The sequence below is a fragment of the Brevibacillus panacihumi W25 genome, from assembly GCF_000503775.1.
Lineage (GTDB): Bacteria > Bacillota > Bacilli > Brevibacillales > Brevibacillaceae > Brevibacillus > Brevibacillus panacihumi_A.
This window is the reverse complement of the sequence record NZ_KI629782.1, coordinates 1,674,043-1,690,260: the sequence shown is the minus strand read 5'-3', so window position 1 is coordinate 1,690,260 and position 16,218 is coordinate 1,674,043. Positions and strand designations below refer to the sequence as shown.

General features: G+C 53.7%; 15 protein-coding genes. 14 read left to right on the top strand and 1 reads right to left on the bottom strand.

Going from position 1 to position 16,218, the window contains the following annotated elements; all coding sequences use genetic code 11:
• Positions 1 to 186: 186 nt before the first annotated feature.
• Positions 187 to 939: a DeoR/GlpR family DNA-binding transcription regulator gene (locus T458_RS37475; RefSeq protein ID WP_023556159.1), complete on the bottom strand. Its 753-nt coding sequence runs from the start codon at positions 937 to 939 to the stop codon at positions 187 to 189.
• Positions 940 to 1,324: 385 nt separating this feature from the next.
• Between T458_RS37475 and T458_RS37470 the strand changes: the two genes are divergently transcribed.
• The 14 genes from T458_RS37470 to proS all read left to right on the top strand — a co-directional run bounded on the left by T458_RS37470 (position 1,325) and on the right by proS (position 16,179).
• Positions 1,325 to 2,221, top strand: a complete 897-nt coding sequence (locus T458_RS37470) for a sugar phosphate isomerase/epimerase family protein (protein WP_023556158.1) — start codon at positions 1,325 to 1,327, stop codon at positions 2,219 to 2,221.
• 31 nt (positions 2,222 to 2,252) lie between these two features.
• A complete protein-coding gene (locus T458_RS37465; protein WP_246000808.1) occupies positions 2,253 to 3,053 on the top strand; it encodes an ABC transporter ATP-binding protein in 801 nt (266 codons plus the stop codon).
• Positions 3,054 to 3,070: 17 nt separating this feature from the next.
• Positions 3,071 to 3,865 (top strand): ABC transporter permease, encoded by a 795-nt coding sequence (locus T458_RS37460; protein WP_023556156.1) that lies wholly within the window; start codon positions 3,071 to 3,073, stop codon positions 3,863 to 3,865.
• A 29-nt stretch (positions 3,866 to 3,894) separates the two neighbouring features.
• Positions 3,895 to 4,692: an ABC transporter ATP-binding protein gene (locus T458_RS37455; protein WP_035316176.1), complete on the top strand. Its 798-nt coding sequence runs from the start codon at positions 3,895 to 3,897 to the stop codon at positions 4,690 to 4,692.
• A gap of 21 nt (positions 4,693 to 4,713) precedes the next feature.
• A complete protein-coding gene (locus T458_RS37450; protein ID WP_023556154.1) occupies positions 4,714 to 5,475 on the top strand; it encodes an ABC transporter permease in 762 nt (253 codons plus the stop codon).
• Between the two features lie 30 nt (positions 5,476 to 5,505).
• The gene (locus T458_RS37445; protein ID WP_023556153.1) at positions 5,506 to 6,807 is read left to right on the top strand and encodes a M20 family metallopeptidase; all 1,302 of its coding nucleotides are present in this window, start codon (positions 5,506 to 5,508) and stop codon (positions 6,805 to 6,807) included.
• Positions 6,808 to 6,841: 34 nt separating this feature from the next.
• Positions 6,842 to 8,023 (top strand): ABC transporter substrate-binding protein, encoded by a 1,182-nt coding sequence (locus T458_RS37440; protein ID WP_023556152.1) that lies wholly within the window; start codon positions 6,842 to 6,844, stop codon positions 8,021 to 8,023.
• A 41-nt stretch (positions 8,024 to 8,064) separates the two neighbouring features.
• Positions 8,065 to 9,075, top strand: a complete 1,011-nt coding sequence (locus T458_RS37435; protein ID WP_023556151.1) for a Gfo/Idh/MocA family protein — start codon at positions 8,065 to 8,067, stop codon at positions 9,073 to 9,075.
• Positions 9,076 to 9,102: 27 nt separating this feature from the next.
• Positions 9,103 to 10,629: an FGGY-family carbohydrate kinase gene (locus T458_RS37430; protein ID WP_023556150.1), complete on the top strand. Its 1,527-nt coding sequence runs from the start codon at positions 9,103 to 9,105 to the stop codon at positions 10,627 to 10,629.
• Positions 10,630 to 10,640: 11 nt separating this feature from the next.
• Positions 10,641 to 11,462, top strand: a complete 822-nt coding sequence (locus T458_RS37425; RefSeq protein WP_023556149.1) for a BtpA family protein — start codon at positions 10,641 to 10,643, stop codon at positions 11,460 to 11,462.
• A gap of 80 nt (positions 11,463 to 11,542) precedes the next feature.
• Positions 11,543 to 12,646: a M42 family metallopeptidase gene (locus T458_RS37420; RefSeq protein WP_023556148.1), complete on the top strand. Its 1,104-nt coding sequence runs from the start codon at positions 11,543 to 11,545 to the stop codon at positions 12,644 to 12,646.
• 20 nt (positions 12,647 to 12,666) lie between these two features.
• The gene (locus tag T458_RS37415; RefSeq protein WP_023556147.1) at positions 12,667 to 13,398 is read left to right on the top strand and encodes an SDR family NAD(P)-dependent oxidoreductase; all 732 of its coding nucleotides are present in this window, start codon (positions 12,667 to 12,669) and stop codon (positions 13,396 to 13,398) included.
• Positions 13,399 to 13,426: 28 nt separating this feature from the next.
• Positions 13,427 to 14,401, top strand: a complete 975-nt coding sequence (locus T458_RS37410) for an acetylxylan esterase (RefSeq protein ID WP_023556146.1) — start codon at positions 13,427 to 13,429, stop codon at positions 14,399 to 14,401.
• A gap of 311 nt (positions 14,402 to 14,712) precedes the next feature.
• Positions 14,713 to 16,179, top strand: coding sequence for a proline--tRNA ligase (gene proS, locus T458_RS37405; RefSeq protein WP_023556145.1), 1,467 nt, complete (start codon positions 14,713 to 14,715; stop codon positions 16,177 to 16,179).
• Positions 16,180 to 16,218 lie beyond the last annotated feature (39 nt).

Below are 16,218 nucleotides of genomic sequence, written 5' to 3'. Positions count from 1 at the left end.
CGAGGAAAAAGGGGAGATAAGCGAAGGCCTTTGGAATGGAGACGACCAGGGATGACCCCCAGCAAAGATTTCAATCCGCCTGGAGCGTTCTCGCCTTTTTCCTCCCCTCCACTACTGTTTGACCAACCACCAAATTAGTAGGGGTCGGGGACTCGGGTGATCTCCCCGTATTTTTCTTGCGAAAAATTACACCGTTATCAGCTTCCCTCTGAAATACGCCATTTCTTGCCCCGCAACACCATCATCCTGATTCGTAATCACGGTTGTAATCTCATCCATCTCGCAGACCTTCACCAACGAGGATTTGCCGAACTTCGTTTTATCCACCAGCGCGATCACTTCCTTGGACTTGGAGATAAAACAGCGCTTGACCTCGGCGTCCTCCAGGCTGTAATCGGTAGGTCCCGCACTGTGGCTGATTCCAGCCAGCCCCATGTAAAAGCGGTCGTAGTTGAATTTCAGCACGGTGTCCTTGGCAATGGACCCAACCATCGACATTTCTGATTTTCGCAGCATGCCGCCGACAAAATAGACCTGATGCTGGCTTTTCGCCAGGATGGAGGCAGCTTGGAAGGAATTCGTAAACACCGTCAAATTATTCTTTTTCAAAAGCTCTTTGGCAAATTCAGCTGCTGTCGTGCCGACGTCGATGGCGATCACTTCGCCTTCTTCGACTTGCTCCGCAGCGTACTTGGCGATTTGCTTCTTCAGCTCAAGGTGCTGCTTATGCCGCTGGTAAAACATCGGCTCGATCGAATTGCTGGGAAGGGCGGCCCCGCCTCTTTGCCGGATGATCAAGCCTTCGTTTTCCAGTTCGGCCAGGTCGCGGCGTACAGTAACGGTGGAGACAGCCAACAAGGTGGCAAGCTCATCTATCGATAGGGGAGATCTGCGATTCAAATGTTCCAATATCTCTTTTGCGCGTGGATTTTCCATCATCGTATAACCTCTCTCATTTTTAATGATTGAATAAGGTAATGGATGAACATTTTTGATCTATATGATTAGTTTTGATCATAAAATGATAATACCATGTTTCGAATGATAAACAAATCAGGACTTTTTCGAAATCATTCGCCATAATTTTACAAATCCCTGCAACCATAGCTGCAATTATTGTCTTATAGGGAAAGAAACGCGGATATGACGCGAATGATTTCACAAGAAGAAGGTGCATAATTTTGTTGACATGGATTGGAAAAGGGAATATTCTGAAAACTATAGTACAGAAAGTAACATAATTTAAACAAATTGATCATGATTGTATCATGAAAAGCAGTTTTTCCTCTATTACATTCGATCACGAGAGGAAGGGAGTGCTCACATGCGCTGCAAAATCAAGAAAGGCATTAACATATGGTCATTTCCTGAACAAATGAACATCGCGGACTGTATGAAGTTGGCAAAGGAAGCAGGTTTTGAGGGAATTGAACTGGCGTTGAGCATGAAAGGTGAGCTAAGCCTGACGAGCAGCGACGAAGAAATTCTTCGCTTGAAGCAGGCGGCGGATGACATCGGGATCGTGATCAACAGTCTGGCCACAGGACTGTACTGGCAATTCTCCCTGACCAGCAATCGGGAAGATATTCGCCAAAAGGCAAAGGAGACGGTGAGACGGCAGCTGGACATCGGGGCCTTGCTGGGAGTCGATTGTATTCTCGTTTGCCCGGGGACGGTCGGAGTGGATTTCACCCCTGATGAGGTCGTGCCGGATGCCAAGGAGATCGAGTTTTTTGCCGGCTCTGAGGTGATCGATTACGATGTCGCCTATGAGCGAGCGCTGTCTGCTTTCCTCGAGCTTGCGCCATACGCGGAAGAAAAACAGGTTGTGATCGGAGTAGAGAACATTTGGAACAAGTTTTTGCTCTCTCCCCTGGAAATGCGTGATTTCATCGACAAGATCGGCTCGCCTTGGGTTCGCGTCTTTTTCGATGTCGGCAATGTGGTCGCGCACGGCTATCCGGAGCAGTGGATTCGCATCTTGGGCAAGAGGATCGCGAAAGTGCATTTCAAAGATTATCGCCGGGATGCAAAAGGCTTGGCCGGTTTTGTCGATCTGCTCGCAGGTGACGTGGACTATGTGCGGGTAGTGGATGAGCTCGTCGCTCTGGATTACGACGGATGGGCAAACGCCGAGATGTGTCCGGTGTACAAATGCTATTCCGACCAGATCGTCTACAACACTTCGGCTGCAATGGACAGAATATTGCGAATTAAGTAAGCGAAGGATGGAGGTGCAGAGCTTGTCAAAGGTGATCATGCGTGTGAATGCGCTCTCAAAATCATTTTCGCAAAAGGCCGCGGAACTGCGTGTTCTAAACCAGATCAGCATGGACATACACGAGTCGGAATTTATTTGTGTGATTGGCCCAAGCGGTTGCGGCAAATCTACTTTTTTGAAATGCGTGGGCGGGATTCAGCCTCCTACGACAGGGACGATAGAGCTGGACGGAGTGACGCATGAGCGGGGCATTCCATCCCACGTCCTCGGAAAGTTCGGCTTCGTTTTTCAAAGCAACAACTTGCTTCCCTGGCGCACAGCGGAGAAAAATCTCAGACTCATGCTGGAGGTGTTGAAGGTCAAGGAATTTGACTGGGACCAAAGAATTGACGAAATGCTTCAGATCGTGGGCCTGGCCCAATACAAGGATGTATACCCGCATGAACTGTCCGGGGGGATGAGGCAGCGGGTCGGGATCGCGAGGGCTCTGGTTCATAACCCGGAGATTCTGCTGATGGATCAGCCGTTTGGCGCTTTGGACGCGATCACCAGAAAAATGCTGTCCTATGAAATGCTGAGCATTTGGAAGCAGACGAAAAAGACGATCATCATGGTGACAAACAATGTGGAGGAAGCTCTCTTGCTGGCCAATCGCATCTTTATTTTCTCGCCGTTGCCCGGAGAAATCATCTCCGAGATCGAGGTAGACATCCCCCTGGAAGAGCGGGGGCAGGACATCGCGGGCCACAAGCGCTATATCGAGCTGCGCACCTTGATCAACCAGGTGATTCGCCAGGGACATGCTGCCGAAGCAAGACGTCAGGCAACCTAGCCGAGGAGGAATGGACAGTGGAACTCATACGCACGAAAAGCAAGCCAGTCCAAGCAGACCGTGCATCGATCATGCACTCATTGTCTCCGATTCTCTTGTTTGTGGCCCTGTACGTGCTGCTCGAAGTCATCATCCGTGCGGCAGGCATTTCCAGAACGGTATTGCCCACGCCTACAGGGATTCTGTCGGAGACGATCCGAAATTTCGGTTCCGATCTCTGGCCCCATTTTGTTTTTACCTTAAAGGTGGTGGTGATCGGCTTCGTCGTCGCGACGATTCTCGGGATGACGCTGGCAGCCCTCTTTTCCCAGTACGATCTGATCGTCAAAGCGGTCTCGCCGTTTATTATCCTGCTGGTCGTGACGCCGATGATTACAATTGTTCCGCTCTTCATGCTGTGGCTGGGGTTTGACCCGAACATACGCATCCTGGTGGTGATATTGCAGGCGGCCCCGATCATCATGCTGAATACGCTGTCCGGGTTCACCTCGGTCGAAACGGAGAAGCTGGAGCTGATGAGATCGATGGGTGCAAGCAGGCTGCAGACGTTTTTCAAGCTGATTCTGCCCAATGCGATGCCCCAGGTGTTTACGGGAATCAAGCTGGGCTGCATCTTTTCCACGATCGGTGCGATCAGCGCAGATTTTGTAGGAGGTTCGGTCGGACTCGGATTTCGCATTCTGCAGTATTCCGGCCTGGTGATGACAGAGATGACGTATGGAACGATTCTCATCGTCGCCTTGATCGGGATCATGCTGTATCAATTGGTCAGTTTCGTGGAGGGCAGGGTCATCGTGTGGCGCAAAAAATGAGTCAGCTTATCGGATCGGGGGGAGATCACGTGCAAGATCCCAAAATCAAACTGGTCGATGTCACGAAGGTGTTCAAGACACGCAGCAAAGACATCGTGGCCGTGCGAGACGTCAATATGGAAGTGCATCCTGGAGACTTTGTCGCGATTCTGGGGCCCAGCGGCTGCGGCAAATCGACGATCATCCGGATGCTCAACGACATCATCCAACCCTCGTCGGGAGAGATGTACATCGACGGGCAGGAAATCGTCGGCGGGAAGACGAGCAAGGAACTGATGAAAAAAATGGGCTTCATTTTTCAACAGCCCAATCTGTTCCCCTGGCTGACCGTACGCCAAAACGTCTCCCTTCCACTCAAGGTATTCGGTCTGCAAGGGAAGGAGTGGGAGCAAAACGTCGACAGGCTGATCGAAATGGCAGGCTTGAAGGAGTATGAGCATGCCTACCCTGCTGAGATTTCCGGCGGCATGATGCAGAAGGCGGGGGTAATCCGGGCGATGGTTCACGAACCGGAAATCCTGCTCATGGATGAACCGTTCGGGGCATTGGACGAAATCACTCGAGAGCAGTTGGATCTGGAGCTGTTGGCGATTTGGGAGCAAACCAGAAAAACGATTATATTTATCACCCATGAAGTGGAAGAGGCGGTATTGCTCGCTTCCAGAGTGTATGTAATGGCGACCAATCCGGGACGAATCGTGGCGGAGGTAGAGATTGACCTGCCGAGACCGCGAACGCTGGAGATGATTGAGCACGAGAGGTTCATTACATATGAGATGGAACTGACGAGCATGATCGGAAAAGTGGAATTGAGGCACATCAAGTAATGCGGAAGGGAGGAACATGCGTTGAAACAAGCGGCCCCATCGAATGCAACAAGCGTGCTCGCGCCTGTCATCATGTTTTTTATCCTGTTCGGAACCTGGCAATTCGCCACCGTCGGCTTTGATATTCCGCGCTGGATCTTGCCGAATCCCGTGTCGATCATCGAGACGATGTTTGTTTCGTTCAGCGAATTCGCACCGCATATCGGGATCAGCATTGTGACGATTATCTGTGGTTTTCTGGTTGCCGTGCCGATTGGGATTATGCTGGCTGCGCTGATCACCAATTTCAAAATCATCGATACAACGCTGTCGCCATTCGTGATCTTCCTCGTGATTACGCCATTGATTACGCTCGTCCCCTTGCTGATGATCTGGTTCGGCTTTGGCATCGAGGTGAAAATGCTGGCGGTCGTCATCCAGAGCTTCCCGATCGTCATGATGAATTCGGCGACAGGCTTCAACAATGTGGAAAACATCCGGCTGGAGCTGATGAAATCACTGTGTGCGAGCCGCTGGCAGACGTTTACGATGGCGATATTGCCCTCCGCTCTCCCCAATGTGTTTACGGGCATTAAACTGGCCAGCATCTTCGCCACCATCGCAGCGGTAACCTCCGAGCTGATCGGCGGCAATATCGGGATCGGCAGCCAAATCATCAAGTATTCCCAGTACATGCAGACCGAGAAAGCATTTGCCTGCATTTTCTTCACGGCGATCATCGGTACGACCTTTTACGGCTTGATCAATCTCGTGGAGCGAAAAATCGTCCGTTGGAAAATCTGACGGCCTCGATGGAAATGGGGTGAGCAGTGCATGAGCAGCAAGCAAAAGGTGTTTGAATATTTGGATAATAATAAGGGTGAGCTTGTCGAATTCATGAAATCGCTCGTACGGATTCCGTCAATCAACCATACGTTTGGCGGCGATGAGAAAACGGTTCAGGATCGGCTGGCGAACAGTCTGCGTTCTCTAGATTTCGCAGAAGTGGAGCAATTCACCGTGGACGCGGAGCAGGTCCGCCCCAATGTCGTAGCGGTGATGAGAGGCGAGGGCGGCGGCAAAAGTCTGCTGTTCAACGGACATATGGATGTCGTCCCCATTGCCGAGCCGCAAAAATGGCATAGTGATCCATTCGAGCCCACCCAAGAGGGAAACAAAATCTACGGGCGCGGCACGAGTGATATGAAAGGCGGCGTATCTGCCGCAATCTGGGCAATGAAATGCGGGATATCCTTGCGCGGCGATGTCCTTCTGCAAGCCGTCACAGGCGAAGAGTCGAACGAGGCAGAGGAAATCGGGACGGTGCAATGCCTGAAACGAGGCTACACGGCAGATTTTGCAGTCGTCTGCGAGCCTTCTGATCTGGAGCTGCACACCGCCTCTGTCGGACTGTTTTTCTTCGAATTGATCGTTGAAGGCAAGGCCGTACATATTTCCGCGAGAAACCAGGTCTTGTTTCCGCAGCCGGCAGGCGTTCCGAGCGGACCCGAGGTGGGGGTGGACGCATTCAAGAAATCGCTCCCGTTCGTGAACTACTTCTATTCACTCGAGGAACAGTGGAATCATCGCTGGCGGGACGCGGTGCTGGGCGCTGGCGGCAGTCCCGGACATGATGTGCAGGGAGTAGGCTTGTTTACGATCAACCCTTCGTTTATCGATGGCGGCGAATATCTGGGCTCTGTCCCTGCAAAGGTCAAGCTCACGTACGGCGTCTGGTACCCGGATCAGCTGGTGAAAAAAGAAGAGCTGTGGGAGGAGATCAGAAGGGGCGTCGAAGCGCTCGCCTCGACGGATGATTTTCTGCGCAAGAATCCCCCTAAGCTGACAGTGCCGGTGCTGCAGGAATGGCAAGGCTTTCATGTCCCTGCGGATCACGCAGGCGTGCGCACAATGATGGGGGCGATCGCGGATGTGAAGGAATGCCGAGCCGTCTTGTCCGGCTTTCGAGCCGTTTGTGATGCCGCCTATTTGAACAAACACGGCGTGCCTGCTGTCGTGTTCGGGCCGGGCTCGCTGAGCTGGTCGGTTCACGGCGAGAACGAGTACATCACGGTAGACAGCCTAGTGGCAGCGGCCAAGGTATACGCCAGCATGATGATGGATTGGTGTCAATGATTCAAGACATAAATGATCCAAGGAGGGTTACAGGATGAGAAAGGTGCAAATCACGCTGTTGATCGCTGTGCTTTGGTTGGTCGCGGTGCTTGCCGGGTGTGCGCAAAGCAGCACGCAGCCGGGGGGAAGCAATCCTTCAGGAGGAACGAACACGTCAGGCGGAGGTCAAGCTGCTGGCACGACGCCGCAGCCCAATACCGCAGCCCCTGCATCGGGTTCGGGCAATTTGCAGCAGGTGACGGTCGTCGTGCCGCGCACGGTGGAAGTGTTGGATGACGCGCATATCTGGTCAGCCATCAAGATGGGCTATTTTGCCGAAGAAGGCTTGGAAGTAAAAATCGAACAGTCCTTTGGTACGACAGATACGAAAATGGTAGCGCTCAAGAATGCCCAATTCGCTTTGCCTTCTCCCAATTTCCTTTTTATGGGCATTGAAAACGGATTGCCCCTCAAAGCCGTGTTCCAAAACGATTCGATCAATATTTTTGGCATGGCCGTCCGATCAGACAGCGGCATCAAAACCTGGGAGGACATGAAAGGAAAGAAGGTGGCGCTTGGGGATGCGGCATGGGCCAATATCATCAACCCGACGTTGATCGCCGCCGGTCTGGATCCGGAAAAAGACGTAGAGTATGTGGTCGCTGGGGAAAACCGCTTCCAGATGGTGCAGGAAGGCAAGCTGGACATTTTGTTCACCTGGGTGGCGGAGTATTCGCAATTGAAGGGCCAGGGATTTGATTTCGAGTACATCGACGGCAACGAGATTCTGCCGTATACCTCGAATCCGCTCGTAACCAACGCGGAGTACCTCACCGAAGATCCGGAAATGGTGCGCAAATTCGTGCGCGCGCTGGCAAAAGGGATGTACTTCGTGAAAATGAATCCCGAAGCGGCAGCCGACCTGACGCTGGAACAGTTCCCGTCGATCAAAATTCCTTGGGACGGTGCTGTCGGCGCGATGATGGGCCGGGTGTATCAAGGCTTCGGGCTAAACGAAGCCGATCAAAAGAAGATTGTTGACGGAGGCATCGGCATCGCAGACATGGATAAATGGAAGCTGAACATGGATTGGGCCGTGAAAACCGGCATTATTAAAAAAGAGATTCCGCTCGACCAAGTAGTGACCAATGATTTTGTCGATACGACATGGGATAAGGCCAAGGTGGAAGCGGATGCGAAGAACTACGTGTTCAAGGTAAAAGACAAGTACCAGTAAGCCCTTCTCGCCAGTCAGCTTACAGGAAGGGGGAGTAATAGATGCACAAGATCGGAATTTTGGGAGCCGGCCTGATTTCAAGAAGTCACGCCGAATCCATTCGTTCGCTGGACAACGCCGTACTGACGGCGGTCGCCGACATTCGCGAAGAGGCTGGGCAGCGTTTTGCCGATGAATACGGCTGCGCTTACTACCAGGACGCCGATGAGCTGCTGAAGCAGGCAGACGTGGAGGTAGTGATCATCGCCTTGCCAACCTTTCTGCATGGCAAGTATGTGGAATTATGCGCGCAATACGGCAAGCATGTGCTCTGCGAAAAGCCGGTCGAAATGACGGTGGAGGCTACACAACGCATGCTGGATCAGGTGAAGGAAGCCGGGATCATTTTTATGGTCGGGCAGGTCGTCCGCTTTTGGAGCGGCTATACCGAGATCAAGGAGCTTTATGAAAGCGGCGAGCTGGGGCAGGTGCACATGGCTTTTGCCAGCAGATGCTCCACCTTGCCGGATTGGGGAAATGAATGGCTGCTCCATCCGGAAAAAGGAGCCGGTGCGATCTGCGACATGCATGTGCATGATGTCGACTTCCTGCGCGATCTGTTTGGCGAGATCGATTCCGTGTATTGCCTCGCCAACAAAGACCATACCGGCTGCTGGAATCACGCCATGTCCTCCATTTCCTTCAAGAGCGGCGAAAAGGCGGTTGCCGAGGCGGCGTTTACGATGTCCGACGGTTATCCGTTCACCATGTTTTTTAAAGCGGCCGGAACGAAAGGGACCGTGGAATTTACCTACAAGGCAGGCTACAACATCGGGGAGCGGGATGCTTCCACTTCCGAGCTGCGCCTCTATCAGAAAAATCGGCAGCCCGTCATCCGCAAGCTGGAACAGCATGATCCTTACGCGAACCAGCTTCGGTACTTTCTATCCTGTGTGGACGCAGGAGAGCAGCCAGCCCGCGTGCCGCATCAGGAGAATCTGGAAGTGATCCGGGCCATTGCCGCGATACGCGAGTCAGCCGAAACAGGTGAAATTCTCACCCTTACCAGCTAAACCTTGTGGATACGGCAGGTGGTCAAGATGTCTTACGTAATGGGAATTGATATTGGAACCTATGAGTCCAAAGGCGTTCTGGTTGACAGGGAGGGTAAGATGGTCGCGTACCAGTCTTTGCCCCATACCTTGGAGATCCCGCAGCACGGCTGGGCAGAGCACGATGCCGAGGAGACATGGTGGCACGCCGTGAAGACCTTGTCCAAAGCGTTGATCGCCGAGGGAGAAAAGACAGCCGGCTTTCGTGCTTCCCACATCGAAGCAATCGGAATCAGTACGATTGGGCCAGCTGTGGTGCCGATTGATCAGGACGGCAACGCGCTTCGCAAAGCCATACTCTACGGAATCGATACGCGGGCAAGCGCAGAAATTGACGAGCTGAACCAAAAAATCGGCCCCGCCAACATTTTGCGTAAGGGCGGTCACTATTTGTCCTCGCAATCTGCGGGAGCCAAAATTCTCTGGATTCGCAACCAAGAGCCCGGAGTATACGAGAAAACGGCGACTTTTCTCTCAGGAAACGGCTATCTGGTATATAAGCTGACCGGAGAACGCGTCATCGATGCCTACACGGCATGCGCCTTCTCTCCCTTGTTCGACCTGCAAAAGCAAGACTGGAATGAGGAGCATTGCGCCTATGTGGCTGAGCGGGAAAAGCTGCCGAGAATCGTATGGAGCCACGAAATAGTCGGCTGTGTCACCCCGGAAGCCGCCGAAGCGACAGGATTGCCAGCGGGAGCGAAGGTGATTGCCGGGACTGCCGACGCGATGTCGGAATCGATCAGCATCGGGGCGGTCAACCAGGGCGACATGATGATCATGTACGGCAGCTCAACGTTTTTCATCCAGGTGATCGATGCCCCGACCCAGACCGCAAAGTTTTGGCCCTCTGTACACGCAGTGCCGCAGCTTCATACGCTCACCGGGGGGACTTCCACCGCAGGCTCCATCACCAGATGGTTCGTCGACCAGTGGCTCCAGCCGGGAGAAACCAGGGATGAAGCCTACACCCGCTTGACGCATTTGGCGGAACAGAGCAATCCGGGAGCAAACGGACTGCTCATGCTGCCGTATTTCAGCGGAGAGCGCACGCCAATTCACCATCTGCAAGCCCGCGGGACGTGGTTTGGTCTGACCTTGAAGCATACGACCGGAGATTTGTACCGGGCGATTCTGGAAGGGATCGGCTATTCGATCCGCCACAACATCGAAGAGATGAGGCTTGCGGGATATCCGCCGCGCAAGCTGGTAGCGATCGGCGGAGGGACGAAAAATCGGCTCTGGCTGCAGGCGGTCAGCAGCATTTGCCGTGTGGAGCAGTACATTCCCAAGGTAACCTATGGAGCGGCGTACGGAGATGCTTTTCTAGCCGCGCTGGGTCTGGGATGGTACGACAAGCTGGAAGAGATCGATTCGTGGGTCGACTATACCGAAATCATTGAGCCGCAAACCGAAGACGCGGAAATCTATGAAACATACTATCAGCTGTACCGCGAGATTTACGAACAGACCAAAAACAGCATGGATGTCTTGTCATCCATATCAAGGAACTAGGAGGGTCAGCGATGACTTGGTTAAAAGAAGTGATCGGGACAGAGAAAGCGATTATTGCCATGTGCCACTTTTTGCCGCTGCCGGGTGATCCTTATTTTGATCAGGAAAAAGGAATGGAGTACGTCATTGAAATGGCGCGCAGGGATTTCCTCGCCCTGCAATCCGGCGGGGTAGACGCGGTACTGTTCTCCAATGAATTCAGCCTGCCGTACCTGACAGATGTCAAAACGGAGACAGTCGCTGCTATGGCCCGGATTATCGGGGAACTGATGACGGATATCAAGATTCCGTTCGGGGTAAACGTCCTTTGGGATGCTAAAAAGTCGCTCGACCTGGCTGCCGCGACAGGCGCCAAATTCGTCAGGGAAATTTTTACAGGCGTATATGCGAGTGATTTCGGCATGTGGAATACAAATGTCGGCGAGACGATCCGCCATCAGCATCGCATCGGCGCCAAGGATGTCAAGCTGCTGTTCAACATCGTGCCGGAAGCGGCCAAATACATGGCGGAGCGCGAGATTGAGAGCATCGCCAAGTCGACGGTGTTCAACAATCGGCCGGACGCTCTCTGCGTATCGGGTCTGACAGCGGGAGCGGAGACGGACTCCGCCATCCTGAAGCGCGTCAAGGACACGGTTCCTGGTACGGTCGTTCTGGCTAATACCGGGATGAGGATGGAGAATCTGGAGCAGCAGCTGTCGATTGCGGATGGCGCGGTGGTGGGGACTACGTTCAAGCATGACGGAAAATTTGAAAATCACGTAGATCCGGCGCGGGTCAAATCCTTTATGGATAAGGTAAAAGCGTTCCGAAGCCAGATCGTCTATTCGTAAGCAACGATGCAGAGTGAAAGCCGGAGGTTTCGCCGTTTTCACTCTGTGTTCGATTTTTAAGTGTGGGAGCGGTGAGAGAGATGAGAGCAGATGAATGGACGCATTTTGCCCAGCGGCTGCAAGGATTGACAGAAGTCGTATCCCCGGCCGGTTACGAGGACGCGATGATTCGCAAGGTGCAAAGCGAATTGCCGCATGGCATACATGAGGTCAGGGTGGACAATCTCGGCAATGTCATTGTTCAGGTCAATAAAATCGATGAGCCGAACCCCTTCAAGGTGATGGTTTTCGCCCATATGGATGAGGTCGGATTCATCATCAAAAAAATCGAAGAGGACGGATTTATCCGCGTAGAGCGATTGGGAGGCATTCCGGAAAAAAGCATGCTGGGTCAAACCGTGATCGCTGAGACGCCAAGTGGCCGCATCACGGGCATGATCGGCACGAAATCGCATCATTTGACCAAGCCGGAGGAGAAGTTCAAGCTGCCGCAGGTGCAGGAGGCTTATCTCGATTTTGGCTTTCGCAGCAAGCATGAAGCGCTGGAAGCCGGCGTCCATGTCGGAATGCCGGTGGTCTACGCCAGGCAATTTTTCCGCCGCCAATCCCTTGCCTTCAGCAATGCCATCGACAACAGAGCGGGATGCTTGATTTTGCTGGAACTGATCGACCGGCTTGTCGGCAAAACGCTGCCATGCGAAGTGGTCATTGTCTTTTCCGTACAGGAGGAGTTCAATCTGCGCGGTGTGATCCCGGCTGTGAGGGCGGTCAATCCCGATGTTTCGATCACCTTGGATCTGGTCGTGGCTGCCGATACGCCAGATCTCAAGGGAACCGCTGATATCCGTTTGGGAGAAGGGCCTTGCCTGAATCTGTACAGCTTCCACGGACGGGGAACGCTCGGGGGATTGATCCCCAATCCAAAGCTGGTCAGCTTTGTGAAGAAAGTGGCGGATGAGGAGGATGTCAGCCTCCAATACTCTACCTTCATGGGCGGGCTGACGGACGCTTCGTTCAGCCAGCTGGAGAACGCCGGGATTCCGATGATCGATTTGGCCTTCCCTACACGGTATACACATGCGCCTGTGGAAGCGGTCGATCTTAACGATTTGTCCGAACTGATCAGGCTGCTGGAAAAGCTGGTTCCCGCTTTTCATACCGGGGTGGATTTGAAGAGGGGCTAAACGGGGAGGTGGCCATAGAGATGACCGAAGAAGCACGCGTTGTTTTGATTACTGGAGCCAATAGAGGGATTGGTTTGGCGATAGCCCGCAGATTTCGCCAGGCAGGGGATCGCATCGTCATCCTGGATGTGGCGAATGAGCCTAGCCCGGAAGCGGCAGAAGTGACCTCGGACGGAAGCTATTTTGCCTGCGACGTGACGAACAAAGCTGCGGTAGACGCGATGATGGAAAGCGTTTTTGCGGAATACGGCTTCGTGGACGTGCTGGTGAACAATGCCGGGGTACAGCGGAGAAAAGAGTTTTTGGAGACGACGGAAGAAGATTTTGATTTGATTTTCAATGTGAATGTCAAATCCATTTACTTGGTGTCGCAGCCGGTCGTCCGGCGCATGATCGCCAGGGAGCGCGGCTGTATCTTGAATATGGCCTCGATGGGCGGCAAATGGGGAGGAGCGGACGAGTCTGCCTACTGCGCGAGCAAGGCGGCCGTCATCGAATTGACCAAAACGATGGCGATGGCGCTCGGTCCACATAATATCCACGTCAACAGCGTATGTCCGGGAATCATCATGACCGATATGGCGAAGACGCTTTCCGCAGAGGTACTGGAGGCCTGGCGGGAAAAATCGCCTCTGGGTCGTCTCGGTTCGCCTGAGGAAGTGGCGGATGTGTTTTATTTCCTGAGCTCGCCTGCTGCTCGCTATATGACCGGACAGGCGATAAATGTGACAGGCGGCATGATCATGTACTGATCGCTGCTGACTGATAGGGGGAAAAAGGATGGGACAGCCGTATGATCTGCCTTTGGAGCAATTGCGGGAATACAAACCAGCCCTGACTCTACGCGACGACTTCTCAGACTTTTGGGAGGAAAGCAAGCAGCTGCTGGCGCAGGTGCCGAGCGAACCACAGCTTACCGCCATCGAATATCCGGTCGATGGCGTACGGCTCTATGAACTAAGCTTTGCTGGATTTGGGGATGCGCGAATTTGCGGGTACTACGCGGTCCCTGACCGGGCGGGACAGCATCCGGGACTGGTCCTGTACCACGGCTACAACTGGAGCCATGACGGGCAGATCCATGATGTGGTCAACTGGGCATTGCACGGCTATGCCGCATTCGGGATGCTGGTGCGCGGTCAGCAGTTGAGCGAGGACAATAGTGTCGCGCCTCACGGAAACGCGGTTGGCTGGATGACCAAAGGCATTCTTTCCAAGGAGACGTATTATTACCGCGGGGTATACATGGATGCCGTACGTGCGCTTGAGGTGCTGGCGGAACGTGAGGAAGTGGACACTTCCCGCATCGGGGTGACAGGAGGAAGTCAGGGAGGGGCCTTGAGCCTAGTCGCTGCTGCCTTGTCTGCCATCCCGCGCGTCGTGGTTGCGGAATACCCGTATTTAAGCCATTTCCGGCGGGCGATCGACACAGCGCTAGCCGGGCCATATCTGGAGATCAATGAGTATTTTCGCCGCAACAGCGCGCCCGAAATCGAGGAAAAAGCGATGGAGACGCTCTCCTATTATGACGTAATGAACCTGGCACCTTGGGTCACATGCCCCGTGCTGGTCTCGATTGGCTTGATCGATGAGATCACGCCTCCGTCGACGGTGTTTGCGGCATACAATCATTTGCAAGCCAGCGATAAGCAAATCCGCGTCTACCGCTACTTCGGCCATGAACCGATGTCGGCTTTTCATATGGAAAAGCTGAAATGTCTGCGCGAGCATTTGGCCCCAAATACCACGAATTGACAATATGGCACTGGCTTGCTAATATACTTTCTTAAATACACCGTTTAAAGCTTAAAAGGCAATGAAAGGACTCGCAGTTTTTTGCCTGGTCCCAGAGAGTCGGCCCTCGTCTGCAAGGCTGATACATAGGCATAGCTGCACCCCATCCTGAAGCCGCTGGTGATGAACTGTGCCGGTTCCCCGCCGTTATCGGGTTTGTTGAGTGAACGGCAGCCTGTGTCTGCTGTTAATCAGGGTGGTACCGCGGAAGTTGATCCTCCGTCCCTATGTGGGATGGGGGTTTTTTATTTTGAAAAAAGGAGTGAGGTCACATGAAGCAGGACAAAGCGTTTGTGAAAGAAATCACCCCGCAGTCCGAGGATTTTTCCCGCTGGTATATTGACGCGATCAAAAAAGCCGAGCTGATGGACTACACCCCGGTGCGCGGATGTATCGTGTTCAAGCCGGACGGGTTTGAGCTATGGGAGCGCATCCAGGCGGCAATGGACAAGCGATTCAAGGAGACGGGACATCGCAATGCCTATTTTCCGATGCTGATCCCCGAGTCCTTTTTCCAGAAGGAGAAGGAGCATATCGAGGGCTTCAATCCCGAGCTTCCTTGGGTGACAGAGGCCGGAGGAGAGCCGCTGGAGGAAAAGCTGGCCTTGCGTCCGACCTCGGAGACCATTATCGGACATATGTACAGCCAGTGGATTCAAAGCTACCGCGATCTGCCTGTGCTGATCAACCAGTGGGCCAACGTGTTCCGCTGGGAGAAGCGGACGATGCCGTTCCTGCGTACCTCCGAATTCCTCTGGCAGGAGGGACATACCGCACACGCCACCGAGGAGGAGGCGCGGGAAGAAACCATGCAGATGCTGGAGATTTACCGTGAAGTCGTGGAGCAGGAGCTGGCGATCCCGGTCTGGAAGGGGCAGAAGACGCCAAGCGAGCGGTTTGCCGGCGCGATCGATACGTATTCCATCGAGGCGATGATGAAGGACGGCAAGGCGGTGCAGGCGGGCACTTCCCACTACCTGGGCGAAAACTTCGCGCGCGGCTTCGAGATTAAATTCCTCGATCGCGACAACCAGTTCAAATACGTTCACACCACGTCTTGGGGCTCCTCTACCCGTCTGATCGGAGCGATGATCATGGTGCATGGAGATGACAGAGGGCTTGCCTTCCCGCCGCGCATGGCTCCTACACAGGTAGTCATGATTCCTGTCGGTCCGATGAAGCTGCGCGAACAGGTCATGACGGCTTTTGATCCTTTGTTTGACGCCTTGAAAGCGGCAGGAGTCCGCGTGCGTGCCGACCTGCGCGAAGAGACGCCGGGCTGGAAGTTCAATGAGTGGGAGATGCGCGGCGTGCCGATTCGCCTGGAGATCGGTCCGCGCGATGTGGAGAACGGACAGGTGATTCTGGCGCGGCGCGATACGGGCGAAAAGGTGACCGTGCCGATCGCGGGTGCGGCCGAAGCCGTCACCAAGCTGTTGGAGGAGATCCAACAAAATATGTATGACAAGGCTGTCGCCTTCCGCGATGAGCATTCCCATCTGGAGATCGACACGCTGGAGCAGCTGCATGCCCATATCGCTGCATGCGAGAGCGACAAAAAGCCGAGTGGCTGGGTTCTTGCTGGCTGGTGCGGTGAGGATGAGTGCGAGGCGAAGGTCAAGGAAGAGACCAAATTCACATCTCGCAATATTCCGTTTGACCCGCCTGTGGAGAAAAAGACCTGCATCACCTGCGGGGCAGAGGCGAAGCATACCGTCTGGTTTGCAAGGGCTTATTGATGCCGTAACACTAAAAGAGAGACCACCTGTTCAGATGCG